This is a genomic window from Rothia sp. P13129 (assembly GCF_048512865.1).
Lineage (GTDB): Bacteria > Actinomycetota > Actinomycetes > Actinomycetales > Micrococcaceae > Rothia.
The window spans coordinates 286,943-300,879 of sequence record NZ_JBLXYA010000001.1; the positions used below are offsets into that span (position 1 = coordinate 286,943).

General features: G+C 48.3%; 12 protein-coding genes. 9 read left to right on the top strand and 3 right to left on the bottom strand.

What is annotated here, in order from left to right:
- Positions 1 to 29 precede the first annotated feature (29 nt).
- Both ACN081_RS01370 and ACN081_RS01375 read right to left on the bottom strand, forming a co-directional pair.
- Entirely contained in the window at positions 30 to 1,031 is a 1,002-nt protein-coding gene (locus ACN081_RS01370) for a hypothetical protein (RefSeq protein ID WP_419106713.1), read from the bottom strand.
- Positions 1,032 to 1,364: 333 nt separating this feature from the next.
- Positions 1,365 to 1,676, bottom strand: coding sequence for a thiamine-binding protein (locus ACN081_RS01375; RefSeq protein ID WP_419101174.1), 312 nt, complete (start codon positions 1,674 to 1,676; stop codon positions 1,365 to 1,367).
- Positions 1,677 to 1,893: 217 nt separating this feature from the next.
- Between ACN081_RS01375 and pta the strand changes: the two genes are divergently transcribed.
- The 4 genes from pta to ACN081_RS01395 all read left to right on the top strand — a co-directional run bounded on the left by pta (position 1,894) and on the right by ACN081_RS01395 (position 7,802).
- A complete protein-coding gene (gene pta, locus ACN081_RS01380) occupies positions 1,894 to 4,005 on the top strand; it encodes a phosphate acetyltransferase (RefSeq protein ID WP_419106714.1) in 2,112 nt (703 codons plus the stop codon).
- Positions 4,006 to 4,123: 118 nt separating this feature from the next.
- Positions 4,124 to 5,263, top strand: coding sequence for an acetate/propionate family kinase (locus ACN081_RS01385; protein WP_419103216.1), 1,140 nt, complete (start codon positions 4,124 to 4,126; stop codon positions 5,261 to 5,263).
- A gap of 191 nt (positions 5,264 to 5,454) precedes the next feature.
- A complete protein-coding gene (locus ACN081_RS01390) occupies positions 5,455 to 6,837 on the top strand; it encodes a M48 family metallopeptidase (protein ID WP_419103217.1) in 1,383 nt (460 codons plus the stop codon).
- Positions 6,838 to 6,842: 5 nt separating this feature from the next.
- On the top strand, positions 6,843 to 7,802 hold the full coding sequence (locus ACN081_RS01395) for a bile acid:sodium symporter family protein (RefSeq protein WP_419106715.1): 960 nt from the start codon (positions 6,843 to 6,845) through the stop codon (positions 7,800 to 7,802).
- A gap of 57 nt (positions 7,803 to 7,859) precedes the next feature.
- Here the strand turns inward: ACN081_RS01395 and ACN081_RS01400 are convergent, their stop codons facing one another.
- Positions 7,860 to 9,905, bottom strand: a complete 2,046-nt coding sequence (locus ACN081_RS01400) for a glycoside hydrolase family 15 protein (protein WP_419106716.1) — start codon at positions 9,903 to 9,905, stop codon at positions 7,860 to 7,862.
- A 174-nt stretch (positions 9,906 to 10,079) separates the two neighbouring features.
- On the opposite strand from ACN081_RS01400, the gene ACN081_RS01405 reads away from it, so the two are divergent.
- The 5 genes from ACN081_RS01405 (at position 10,080) to ACN081_RS01425 (ending at position 13,908) form a co-directional block, all read left to right on the top strand.
- On the top strand, positions 10,080 to 10,412 hold the full coding sequence (locus tag ACN081_RS01405) for a metal-sensitive transcriptional regulator (RefSeq protein ID WP_419102730.1): 333 nt from the start codon (positions 10,080 to 10,082) through the stop codon (positions 10,410 to 10,412).
- Positions 10,413 to 10,461: 49 nt separating this feature from the next.
- On the top strand, positions 10,462 to 10,677 hold the full coding sequence (locus tag ACN081_RS01410; RefSeq protein WP_419102731.1) for a heavy-metal-associated domain-containing protein: 216 nt from the start codon (positions 10,462 to 10,464) through the stop codon (positions 10,675 to 10,677).
- Between the two features lie 91 nt (positions 10,678 to 10,768).
- On the top strand, positions 10,769 to 13,030 hold the full coding sequence (locus ACN081_RS01415) for a heavy metal translocating P-type ATPase (protein ID WP_419106717.1): 2,262 nt from the start codon (positions 10,769 to 10,771) through the stop codon (positions 13,028 to 13,030).
- Between the two features lie 186 nt (positions 13,031 to 13,216).
- A complete protein-coding gene (locus ACN081_RS01420; protein ID WP_419101183.1) occupies positions 13,217 to 13,708 on the top strand; it encodes an Asp23/Gls24 family envelope stress response protein in 492 nt (163 codons plus the stop codon).
- Positions 13,708 to 13,908: a hypothetical protein gene (locus tag ACN081_RS01425; protein WP_419101184.1), complete on the top strand. Its 201-nt coding sequence runs from the start codon at positions 13,708 to 13,710 to the stop codon at positions 13,906 to 13,908. Before ACN081_RS01420 ends, ACN081_RS01425 begins: the two co-directional genes overlap by 1 nt.
- Positions 13,909 to 13,937: the final 29 nt, after the last annotated feature.

The following is a 13,937-nucleotide window of genomic DNA, read 5'->3' on the forward strand; positions in this document are numbered from 1 at the left end:
TTATGCGTGGCCATCACAGCATAGGGTAGTTATAAGCCGTTGCTTTTGTCGTCCTGGTGAGAGTTTCTGTCGAGGGCACAGCATAAGATTGCGGCGACAGGAAAAACAATCCATGCTTCTGCCCAGAGGTTTCCGGAGAATCCCCAGAGTAGGAAAATGATGATGACGATACCCCAGTATGATTTTCTGAGAAGGTGTAGCAAGGGGGTAGAGCGTGTCTGATCGGCTCCCCAGTCTTGAGATTGCACGCAGATAGTGTCAGCGGCTCTTGTTGCCCAGGAGCAAAAGATGATAATCCATACGCCAGCAGCAACCATGCAGAGCAGTAGGATAAGTCCCACGGTGGATACTCGGTGGTTATCGGTCAAGATAGCAGGAGCGATGACGCCGATGGGTGAGGTTGCAATCAGTAGTACACCTGCAGCTTTGAGGGAGCGTGCGTGTTTTTTCTGTTCTTGTTCTTGTTCATGCACCCATTGTTTGACGGCTGGATCTGCCATGAAACCGTATTCTTCGACCATGCTAAAGGGGCTCATGTATTTTTTCACCCGATGGAGCAAGAAGCGGCCTATTACGATACAGAGGATAAGCCCTACCGTTGCAAGGGGTATTGATACGGTATGGTGCTCTCCGCAGATTGAGATACAAAGCAGGAAGAAAGCTAATCCGAGGATAAAGAAAATGGTTCCTGTTGCTCTTTGGGCGGAGCTTTCTTTGAGTGCCTGAGAATATTTTTGGGCGCATTCTTGGGTGACGAGGGAGTACATGGGTTGAGCAATTCCGTAAAAGCTTTTGCCCGTTCTATAAGAGATGATTTCTTCTGCGATGTTGAGTTCGTCGGCTAGAGCTTCTAAGGAGTTGTGCTCTGCTATGACGATGTTTTGTGCTTCACTGGGTGTTTTACCGTGTTTGATGAGTGTTTTTAGGCGTTTTTTCATGCGTAGTCGGAGTCGTTTTTTGGCATGTTTAAACGCTGGGGTTGGTGGGTATTCGGAAAATAGTGTTGAGAGGTAAGAGTCAATATTTTTCATAGGGGGCTTCTATTAGTGTGGGGCTGCGCGTACGGGGGAAGATGGCGCCGGCTCTGGGGGTGTTCTTCTACGGTGTGTGTTATGAAGACACTTCAAATAGGCGAAAAAATATACAGAATAAAATTAAAAAACATTTAAAACATTGGTTTAGCTTGGGGAAACTATTCCTACTGTATATAGAAAATAAAAAATCTACAACATATATTGCATATTTAAACACTTATGTCGTTTTAGTAAAATTTTCACCTCATACCACACCCACAAAAAAGCGGTCTATCGTTCGTCAAGAACAATAGACCGCTCACACGTGGCAACAAAGCCACCCAAAAATAGTTAACTCTCTTGAGACAACGCCTTATTCAAGCGCTCCACCTTACCGGTTATCTCACCGCTGTCGTGCCCTGGGCGAATATCAGCTTTAACCACCAAAGACACTCGAGGAGCAACAGCAGAAACCGCCTCCGTCGCACGCTTAATAACATCCATGCATTCATCCCATTCGCCCTCAATGATGGTGAACATTGCATTCGTCTCGTTCGGCAAACCAGACTCATTCACAATCTTCACAGCTTGAGCAACAGCAGTATGAACAGAACCATCTTCATAGGCACCACCAGTGGGTGCAACAGAAAAAGCAAATAACATATTTTCACCCTACGACACATCAGCACACACACTCAATACCACGTGTCAAAGCATCGTCATAAAAATAGAACATTCTCATGAGTTACCCCACAGAGGGAACTAATCTACCCCACCACCCGCCTATTAAGGCATAAAATTCAAATGAACTATCGACACAAAAGAGTGCCGTGACATCCGCCCCACCATCGGGACGTACAAGAGATAGTAGAAACGAGACATGACAACCGGTATCTACCTTTCAGCAATGAACCCGCTTTCTGGCAAGTCCTTGGTGAGCTTAGGTCTAGCAGACTCCCTCATCAAACGTGCAGATAGAGTCGGCTACTTCCGCCCTGTCTTCAACGGACAAACCGAAGCCCAGGACCCAATGCTTAACCTCATGCGGCAAAACTTTGGGCTTACCAGCCTACAAGCCCGCGGAGGAGTGTCCCTCGAACGTTGCCGTGAGCTTCTCGCTCAAGGCAACCACGAAGAAATGTCCTCTATTGCAGTATCTGTCTACGCAGAAATGGCCTCAGAATGTGATGTCATCATCGTCGATGGTACTGACCTTATGGCTCACAACGCAGTCACCGTCGAATTCGACCTCAACGTGCAGTTCGCTCGCGATCTTGGGCTACCCGTTATCGCAATAGTTGGTGCACGAGAATCCTCTGTGCAAGACATCGTCAACGCCGTAGATGTTGCACGCACCGAATTGACCAACGCCAAAGTCGACATTTTGGGTATTATGGTCAACCGTTGCAAACCAGAATTACGCGAGGAAATTCTCAAGAGCGTCAAACGCGGTCCTTCAAAACGCCCCGTCTACGTTCTTCCAGAAATTCCTGAGCTTACCCTACCTTCAATCTCCGAAATGGTGGCGGCACTGGAACTATCCGCTGAAGGAATCGACGAAGAGCACCTCAACCGCGATATTCACGACGTCAAAATTGCGGCAATGACCGTCGCAAACTTCCTTGACCAGTTCACTGACGGAGACTTCGTCATTGTCCCAGGTGACCGCACTGACGTTGTTGTCGCGTCACTTGCTTCAGCTCTTTCGCCTACCTTCCCAGCACCTGCTGGTATGCTCCTCACCGGCGGATTCTCTGAGGTTAAGAATGACACTGTCATTAGCTCCTTGATGAGCAATGCGCCATTCCCTGTCTTTGAGACCACCATGGACACCTTCCAATCAGGACGAGCAGTATCACGTGTCGAAGGCTCACTCTCTAACGGACAGCCTCGTAAAATTGCTGCAGCACTCGGTGAATGGTCCCGCTCTGTAGACCCTGATGAGTTGCTTGAACGCCTTGAGTTAGAGCGTCCTGCATCCATGACTCCGCTACGCTTCTTGCATAACCTCATTGAAAAAGCACGCCAAAGCCGTCGCACCATTGTCTTACCTGAAGGCCATGATGTACGTATCCTCCGTGCCTCTGAGATTATTGCTCGCCGTGACTTCTGCAACCTCGTTCTGATTGGTAATCCAGCAAAAATCTCTGAGATTTGTCAGGCTGAGGGCATTAACCTTCCTCTCGCCGGGGAAGATAAGAACGGTATCCGCATTATCGACCTCAACGATAATGAATACACCGAAGATTTTGCACAAGAATATGCTCAGCTACGCGCGCATAAAGGCATGACAGTTGAAGCAGCTCGCGGACGCATGCAACAGGATGCTTCCTACTTTGGCACTATGCTCGTCTACAAGGGCATTGTTGACGGTATGGTCTCCGGCGCGGTTAACACCACCGCAAACACTATTCGCCCATCATTGGAGTTTGTGAAGACTCGCCCCGGCGTAAAAATTGTTTCCTCCGTATTCCTCATGCTCATGGAAGACCGCGTCTTGGTTTTCGGTGACTGTGCTGTGAACCCCAACCCCAATGCAGAGCAGCTTGCTGATATTGCTACAGCGTCAGCAGAAACTGCCCGCCAATTTGGTGTGACGCCTAAGGTTGCGATGCTCTCTTACTCCACCGGAACATCCGGTTCTGGTGCAGATGTTGAGGTTGTACGTGAGGCAACCGAAATCGTCAAAGCTCAGCAGCCCGACTTTGAGGTTGAAGGACCTATCCAGTTCGATGCAGCTTCTAATATGTCTATTGCTTCTTCAAAGATGCCAGACTCTAAAGTTGCCGGACAAGCAACAGTCTTCGTATTCCCTGACCTGAACACCGGTAACAACACCTATAAGGCTGTACAGCAGACTTCTGGTGCCGTTGCTGTTGGTCCGGTACTTCAAGGACTACGTAAGCCTGTAAATGATCTTTCTCGCGGTTGCACCGTTGATGACATCATCAACACCGTTGCTATCACCGCAATTCAGGCTCAAACTCTCTAAAACGGATAACGGTGGCTCTGTTCAAAGGGGCAGGCTTATTGTTTGAAGCGTTTGTGTTGTGCAACAGAATGTTCTGTTGCACAACACCTTTAGATTCTCTATAGAAAAGGAAAATATTTTGCTCATTCTCGTTGTGAACTGCGGTTCTTCCTCCGTCAAATATCAGGCACGCGATACCTCTTTGCCAGAAGCTGAGCAGGTTCTCGCTAAAGGACTCATCGAAAACATTGGAACTAAGATTCCAAGCCACACAGAAGCTCTTGCCATCATGGCAGAAGACCTCAAAGAACCTCTCCACGGTCGTGAAATTCAAGCGATTGGTCACCGTGTTGTTCAAGGTGGAGACGTCTTTACTGAACCAGTACTTATCGACGATGAGGTTCTCCAAAAGATTGATGAGCTATCCCCGCTAGCTCCGTTGCACAACCCTGCACACGTTATGGGCATTAAAGCAGCAACTGAGACATATCCTGGTGTTCCTCAGGTGGCTGTTTTTGATAATGCTTTCCATTCCACCATGCCAGAGCATGTGTACCGTTACGCTGTTCCAGAAGAGTTCTACGAGAAATACGGTGTGCGCCGTTACGGATTCCACGGTACAAGCCACGACTACGTTACTGGTATTGCAGCAGAATTCCTCGGCATTGAGCGTGAAAAGTTCAACGCTGTTGTTGCGCACCTCGGCAACGGTGCCTCTGCTACCGCTATTGCTCACGGTAAGTGCCTCGATACGTCCATGGGGTACACTCCTCTTGCAGGTTTGGTTATGGGTACTCGTAGCGGTGACATCGATCCTTCTGTTCTCACATCTTTGATGATGCGCGACCCAGAACTTACTGCTGAGCGTATGGATCAGATTCTCAACAAAGAATCCGGTTTGCTTGCTATTGCAGGCGATAACGATATGCGTACTGTTGTCAATGCGATGGAAAATGGTGATCAGCGCGCAAAGCTTGCCTTGGATATGACCACTTATCGTCTTGCAAAATACATCGGTGGTTACCATGTAGCTGTTGGTGGTATGCAGGCGTTGATCTTTACCGCTGGTATCGGCGAGAACTCTTCTGAGTTCCGTGCCCTAACCATTGAGCGTCTCGGTGCTTTGGGTATCACTCTTGACCCTGAGGCAAACCTTGTTCGTGGTGATGAGCCACGTATTATCTCTACTGAAGAGTCTGCAATTCCTGTTCTTGTTATTCCTACGAATGAAGAATTAGCTATTGCTCAAGCAACCGAAGTGATTGTAGCTTCGGCATAATTATTTTGTTTGTGGATTCTATGCGGGGTGTATCCTCACTGTGGTGAGGATACACCCCGCATAGTATTTAAAAGTTTTTGATACGCAACAATTTTGAACGTTAATTACGTCCTTCGGATGAGGTTCTCCTTGTCGCTAATGCGTACTATAGTAACCAGTGAACACCCTTGTCGAGAGCGAAAGAAACAGCAATGAGTCAACCTCCCCATGACGACGGTATGACACCAGCGGGTCAGCCATCTGAGAACCATTCCTCTCAGAATTATCCTCCGTTGGGTGCTCAGAATATTACAGAGCACCCGTTACCTGATGACGTGTCACGAGGTTGGATTCCTGAAGACTCTCGTCAGCATCCGATTTCTCCGTTGCCGGCACCATCGTTGCTGAAGTATCAGTCGTTGATGCCGTTTAAGTTCATTAACTCTTTACGTCATCCGGGTGAGCTACCGTGGGTGATTGCAGCGTATTTATTGACTTTTGCGGTGTATATTGCTGGTTTTATTTATTTGGTCGTTAATTTTGTGTCAGTGATTACTGGTGCAGCAGAGGGTATGACGCCGGGGGCTACGCTTAAACAGCTTCTTCTCATCGCTATTTATGCCCCTCTAGGCATATTTATTGTGCGTGCTTTAACCTACGCAAAAATTCGGCTTATCGCGGTGCGTATTACCCCTACACAATTCCCCGAAGCCTACCAAATGGTTGTTGATGCGGCGCGTGCTAGCGGACTTCGTCGTGTACCAGATGCCTATGTGCAATTAGGCAACGGCCAGATTAATGCTTTCGCTTCGGGGCATGGACACCGCCGCTTTATTGTCATCTACTCAGACCTTTTTGAGATAGGTGGAAAAGCAAGAAACCCCGAGGCTCTACGCTTTATCATTGGGCACGAGGTGGGGCATATTGCCGCCGGACACGTCAGCTATTTCCGACTGATTTTTACGTCATTTTTTATGCAAATTCCGGTTCTTGGTTCGACGCTCTCACGCGCACAAGAATACACTGCAGATAATTTTGGGTATCGTCTTGCACCTCAAGGTGCACTCCAAACGATGGGTGTTCTTTCTGCCGGTAAATACTTGTGCAACGAAGTCAATAGTGATGAATTAGCAAACCGCGCAGTCTATGAAAAAGGGTTCTTTACGTGGATGAGCAACCTATCCTTGACTCATCCTCCAACGACGTGGCGTGCCCATGCTTTGCGTGACCGTTCTGAACCAGGACGACTTATTTGGCGTCCGAAGACCAACCCGCCATATCCTCTTTCTGCTGTTCCAGCGGCTGAGCCTGCTCGCCTATGGCCAGATCCGTTGCAGGCGACAGACTTCATGAATATCTACCCAGAACGTGCTGATAATGAGCATTGGGGTATCGTTCAGACGCAGAAGAAGGAGCCAGCTACCGAGCGTGACCGCCGCATATCGGATACCCTCTTCACGCTATGGGTTCCACCGCATTTGCGCCCTCAGATGCCAGCTGAGAATCATGTACAGGAATCAAAGAGTGAAGAAACGTCATATACTTCTACATCTGCAGAAGAAGGCAATGACGATGAGGGCCGTATCGTAAAATAGCCTCTATGGCTCTTCGTATTCCACGCATCACCGCTGACCCGCTCATCATGTTGATTGTGCTGGCAGCGGTGATTGCTTTTATTGCCCCAGCCACAGGCGCTTTTGCTGAGAGTTTTTCGTTCGCAACAAAAATTGCTATTGCTTTATTGTTCTTTCTCTATGGTTCTCGTCTTTCTCCTCAGCAGGCTTTAGAGGGGTTAAAGCATTGGCGTCTTCATCTGCTGATTCTTGCTTTTACCTTTATTGTTTTCCCTTTCATGGGGGTTCTTCTGTTCCCGATGGGTATGGTGCTGGGGCATGAGCTATATTTAGGGATTCTTTATATGACTCTTGTTCCTTCAACGGTGCAATCTTCTGTGGCCTTTACTTCTATTGCTCGCGGTAATGTTGCTGGTGCAATTGTTTCTGCCTCTGTCTCGAATATTGTGGGGGTCTTTGCGACACCTCTTTTAGTCATGTTTTTGATGCACTCTGATGGCATTACCATTAGTGGAAATATCTTTTTGGACATTGCTATACAGTTACTTGCACCCTTTATTGCAGGACAGCTGATGCGTCGTTGGAGTGCAGATTTTGCGCACCGTCCGGTGACAAAACAGGTGGATCGTCTCTCTATTGCCATGGTGGTTTATATGGCTTTTTCTGAGGGTATTGTTCACGGTGTTTGGAGCCGTATTAGCTGGTGGCAGTTATCTCTTCTAGTAATTTTTTCAATACTTTTTGTGTACGCCATGTTGTGGCTAACACGTGCGGTTGCTTCTCGTGCTGGGTTTAGCCGTCAGGACATTATCGCTATTCAGTTCTGTGGAACGAAGAAATCTTTAGCGACGGGTCTTCCGATGGCTGCTGTTATTTTTGGTAGTTCTCAGGTGGGTGTTTTGATTGTTCCGTTGATGATTTTCCATCAGGTGCAATTGATGGTGTGCGCTCATCAAGCCGCTCAATATGCCAAAAAAGGAATATAATCTATAACTCCTTCTTGACCACTGGTTATAGATTATATTCCTTGAAAGTTCTGGTGGTTATAAACCTAGAGCTTCTACGGTACGAATCAAAGATATATGCGCTAGAGAATGCGGGAAGTTACCTGTCATTCGCTCAGCGGTGAAATCGTATTCTGAGCTCATCAGGTTAAGGTCGTTCGCAACCCCCAGTACTGTATCGAGAATTCTTCGCCCGTCTTGTTCTCGACCAGAACGTATGTATTGTTCTGCTAACCAGAGCGAGGCGGCGCAGTGTAGGTTATCTTGGTCTTCAAAACCGTCAAACCCGTTGCGGTTAATGTAGCGATAAATCATTCCGCTAGCATGCTGTAATTCTTGTTCAATTCTGCGGACAGTGCCGAGCATGCGTTCGTCAGACCAATCTAAGAAGCCTACCTGTGGAAGTTGCAATAAGGAGGCGTCTACGGTGGTTCCGTCGTAGGTTTGCACGAAGGAATTCAATTCTGGGTTGTAGCCGCGTTCGAGAATTTCTTCTGCAAGGCTGTCTCGACAATGTGCCCATAATGCTCCGTCTCCAGCAAGACCATAGTCTTCAACCGCTGATACTCCGGCGTTAAAGGCTGCCCATAGCATGACTTGAGAATGAGTGTAGATGCGAGGTTCTGCTCGCATTTCCCACAGTGATCGGTCTGCTTGTCCGATTCGTTCAACGGCTGAGTTGAGGAGTTCTTTTTGTAGCGGCCATGATAGGTGGTCCTCCCCTACCCCGTTATGACGCAAGTTTGCGAAGGTGACGAGCATTTGCCCTAGAGCGTCTGCTTGGAAGTATTCTCCTGAGCCGTTACCTGAGCGAACCGGTTGTGAACCTTCGTAACCTGGTAATGCGAGGCGACGGTCTAGGTCGTCTTTTTCTCCGGCGACACCGTAGACGGCGTGAAGTTTTTGAGGGTTATTTGCTACGGCACGAAGTATCCAGTTTCTTAGCTGGGCAGTTTCTCGTTCGTGTCCGTGTGTAAGGGTCACGTCCATTGCCATGGCGACGTCTCGTAGCCATGAGAATCTAAAGTCCCAGTTTCTACTACCACCTAGGGTTTCAGGTAGCGATGTGGTGAGGGCACCGACGAGTCCGCCAGTTTCTCGGGAGATGAGGGCGCGTAGTGTGAGTAGTGCGCGTAGCCGTGCTTCTCGGTAGAGTGCATCGTGCTCATTTTGGGTGTCTTCTGCGGTGTTTGGCAGGATGGTGTGCGTTGCTGTTTGCGCGAGTTCGTGATAGGTCTGTGAATCAATTTCTGGTAGTTGCGTATTGGTCACAGGGTCATTTTCAGTGTTGAGAGCTTCACCGATAGAGCGTGTTGCCCAAACAGCGGTTTCGTTGGTGTTCGTTGAATCTGAGACAGCTTCTGTTGCGGTGATGACAGGGCGTGATGATGTTTCTGGTGCTGGTTCGTTGCGCCCTGTAGTGAAAAGTTCTGACCATTCGCTCCATTGTTCGTTGGCGTAGGTCAAGGCGGTGTCATAGTCGATGGGTGCGGGCGGGTTGTGGTTTGAAGCGAAATAGCTCAGGGAGAAAGAATAGTGTTGTCCGGCAGATACAACGAATGTGTCGGTATGGGCACCATGTTGGGTGTCGGGAATGGTATCTCCACGGAAGACGAGCGCGTGAGGTCCAGCCATTCCGATGACCATGGGGTCGGTGTCTCCGTCGGTGTAGCGGGTGACCCATGGTGTTGTTTTTCCGTTGTCGAATCGCATGGTGAGCTCGTGGAGCATGACGACCTCTCCGGTGAGTCCTTCGACGTTTCGTACGATGGAGGTTCCGCCGGTTAATGGCATAAAATCTGTGACGCGTACGCTGGCGTCTCCGATGTGCCAGATGGTTTGGAGAGTGAAGGTGTTTTCTCGGTAGGAGCGTTCTGTACGAACTTCTTCTACGGGGGCGGGGTTTACTGATTCTAGGGGCGCAAGCAGCCATCGTCCGTGTTCTCTGTCCCCTAGTAGGGCGGCGAACACGGCACCGGAGTCGAATCTTGGGGCGCAAAACCAGTCAATGGATCCTGCGCGGGAGACAAGCGCTCCAGTGTTCATATCAGATAATAATGCGTAGTCCTCGATAAAAGAAGCCATGGGGTTAACACTAACCTAAGCTTAGTTTTCTGGGGAGGGTAGAAGCGTCTTTCGTGGTTTTTTGCAGAAATAAATACATTCTTGACACCTCTTGTTTTATACCCCTAGGGGGTATATCTTGGAGGTGGGTGTTTTCCTCATCGAACACCAAACACTACGGAGGGAACGTGCAACATGTGCCAAGAAGAAATCCACTCAAAGACCTCACCGCCTCACGGATACACCTCTGAAAAAGAAGCGTATCTCAAAAGGTTACGTCGCATTGAGGGGCAAATCCGTGGTATCTCACGCATGGTAGAAGAAGACCAATATTGCATTGATATTTTGACGCAAATATCAGCAGCTAATAAGGCACTACATGCTGTTTCTATCGGCTTGCTCGAAGAACATATCGGACATTGTGTTGTTCACGCGGCAGAAGAATCTCAGCGCACAGGAGACCACCGCATCGTCGAGCATAAAGTTTCTGAAGCTAGTGCCGCAATTTCACGGCTTTTACGCTCCTAAATAAGCTTTCCTTGTACACCATAAAACCTAAGAATATGGAGAAAATATCATGACAGAAACTATTGTCAAAGCAACAGGACTGACCTGCAACCACTGCGCAATGAGCGTAGAAGAAGAGCTCAAAGAGCTTTCTGAAGTGCAAGAGGTCAACGTGGATGTTGTAAAAGATGGAGAATCCACCGTCACTATCTCACACGAAGAAGAGTTAAGTAGAGATAAGATTCGTGAGGCCATCGCAGAAGCTGGCTTCACCCTAGTGGATTAGTCCTCACTGACCTTGAGGGCACCTCATCGTTCTCATGGAGCTGAGGTGCCCTCTGCCTTTATACCCCTTCTTAACCTCTAGGAAAATAACTGTGAACGAGCAACAAAACCAACGCGTTATCAATCTTCATATTGGGGGCATGACCTGCGCTTCCTGCGTTGGGCGAGTAGAGCGCAAATTGCGCAAAATTGACGGAGTGGACCCTTCCGTTAATTTGCCGTTGTCTTCCGCTCGAGTACTTGTTCCAGAAGGTGTAGAAGCTGAAGAACTAATTCGCACGATTGAAAAAGCTGGGTATACGGCACAACTTAAAGAACCAACGATGAGCCAAGGAGCGTCTTCTTCTCCTGAGCATACGGAGTTAGATTCTCTCAAACAAAGAATCTGGGTTACAGCAGTATTTGCTGTTCCGGTGTTCTTTATATCGATGTTTTCTTCTGTTCAGTTTCCGCATTGGGGTTGGGCGGTTGCACTCCTTGCGAGTGTAGTGGTGTTTTGGTCAGCGATTCCTTTCCATCGTGCAGCATGGACCAATCTGCGACATGGCATGTTTACGATGGACACTCTCATTTCGCTAGGTGTTCTTTCTAGTTATTTCTTTTCTTTAGCTCAGTTATTGATCGACCCTGCAATGACAGCAGCTGTGCATGCTCATTCTGCGCATAGCCATCAACTTTATTTTGATTCTTCGACGATGGTTGCGTTTTTCCTCTTGATAGGACGTTACATCGAACAGCGTATTCAGCAGCGTTCTTCTCGCGCTCTTCATCAGCTTCTTGAACTGGGCGCTAAAGAAGCTCGTATTCTTCGTCATGGTCAAGAGGTCAAGATTCCAGCTCAAGATGTTCTGCCAGATGATGAGTTTCTTGTCTTACCTGGGGAAAAGATTGCCACCGATGGTGAGGTCGTTGAAGGACGGTCTTCTGTTGATATGTCTCTCGTGACCGGTGAATCTGCTCCGGTTGAGGTTGGAGTGGGAGATACCGTCACAGGTGCTACGGTCAATCTTTCTGGTGCTTTGACAGTCAGGGCCACCCGCGTGGGGGAAGAGACGACTTTAGCTCAGATAGGTGCTCTTGTCTCTGAGGCTCAGGCAACTAAAGCACCTATTGCGCGTCTAGCAGATAGGATTTCTGCGGTTTTTGTTCCGGTAGTTCTTGTGATTGCGGTGCTGACATTCCTTGCATGGTGGGTGTTCTCTCAGGACGTCAATAGCGCTTTCATTGCCTCAGTATCTGTTTTGGTGATTGCATGCCCTTGTGCCTTGGGTCTTGCAACTCCTACTGCGCTTCTTGCGGGAACCACGCGTGCTTATCAGCTAGGTATTCTGATTCGTTCTGCACAAGTGCTAGAAGATACTCGCGATATTGGTGCAATTATTTTCGACAAGACAGGAACAGTTACTGCAGGAAAGTTTAACGTTGTTCATACATTGCCACTCAGCGGCAGTTCCTCGCGTCTTACTGTTGAGCAGGCTCTTACCTATGCTGCGTGTGTTGAAAGACGTTCAGAGCATCCTATTGCTCAGGGAATTATCCGTCATGTCAACGCTGATTATAGTTCTGTGGTTGAGCCAGTTGTAGAAGATTTTACGATGACCGCAGGTGGTGGCGTACAAGCATGTGTACGGTCTTCGGGGCAAAAGCACACTGTGATGGTTGGGCAGCGTTCTTTCCTTGAGGAGCATTCAGTGCAGTTGAGTGAGAAAGATGCCCTCTTATTACGGCAGGAGCAAGAACGGGGCTTAACGGTGGTCATGGTTGCTGTTGACGCTACCCCAGTTGCTCTCATCGCGCTTCAAGATACGCCAAAAGATGATGCAATAACGGCTATTGCCTCATTAAAGAAGCAGGGACTACGTCCAGTGTTACTAACCGGTGACGCTCAGCCTGTTGCAGAATCTATCGCACGTCAAGTGGGTATTGCAGATGAGGATGTTTTTGCTGGGGTATCACCATCTCAAAAGGTAGAGACTGTTAAACGCCTTCAAGAAGGTGGGGTACGCGTTGCCATGGTGGGTGACGGTGTCAATGATGCAGCTGCTTTGGCGCAGTCCCATCTTGGTATTGCGATGGGTTCTGGAACAGATATTGCCATGGAAGCATCTGATATGACGGTGATGCGTAGCGATGTACGTTCTATCGTGACAGCAATTGAGCTTTCGCGAGCAACATTGAGGCTGATTATGTCTAATCTTGTGTGGGCGTTTGGGTATAACTTTATTGCTATTCCTGTGGCTGCTTTGGGATTGTTGAACCCGATGATTGCTGGCGCTGCGATGGCTTCTAGCTCGGTGATTGTGGTTCTTAATTCTTTGAGGTTGATGCGTTTCCAAGAAAATTCTTCAAAGTAAAACAGCTAGTAAATCAGCAAAAACATAAGTCCACTGAACATTTTTGAGAAAATACCGTGACATTTTCTCTTGTCGTTTCGTCTTATTAGTGACGGCACCTCAGGCGCTTCGACCAATATCTCTTGGGGTGCCGTTATCTAAAATTTTTTAGCCATTATGACAATAAACTCGCAAGGAGAAAGAATCATGGCACAGAACACTAAGGTAACCCCTGCAGATGTAGAGTCCAAGAGCACTTCAGCTTCCTCTGGTCCTGCAAAGAACATTGGCGCAGATAGCGGTCAGGGTACCACCCACGTCAATGACGCAGTTATCGCTAAGATTGCTGGTCTCGCTCTTCGCGATGTAGAAGGCGTTTACGCACTTGGTGGCGGCGCAGCTCGCGCATTGGGCGCTATTCGTTCCTTCGCTGGTCAGGAAGAAAACCTTAAGCAGGGTGTTTCTGTAGAGGTTGGCCAGACTCAGGCTGCTGTAGATCTCTCCCTCGTTGTTGAGTACCCTTACCCCCTCTACAAGGTTGCTGAAGACGCACGTAACTCCGTCATCAAGGCAATTGAAGACCTCGCTGGTCTTGAGGTAACTGAAGTAAACATCGAAATTCTCGATGTTCATGTTGCTTCTGAAGATGACGAAGAAGAAGTAGAAGAAGAAACCAAGACTGAAAGCCGTGTTAAGTAGTGAGTAAGACTCTAATCGGATTATTAGTAGCCGCAGTGCTTGCATATGCAGCACTTGATCATGGATTTGGCGGATTCCTCCTCGCTGTAATTTTCCTTGCAGCAGGTGGATTCCTCGGGGCAATGCTCGAAAACGGTTCTTTGAACCTTGATGAAGCATGGAAGTCTCTCGTAAATAAAAAGGGCTCTTCCTCCAACTAATCCATGTCACTTCGGTGAATAGTCCACGA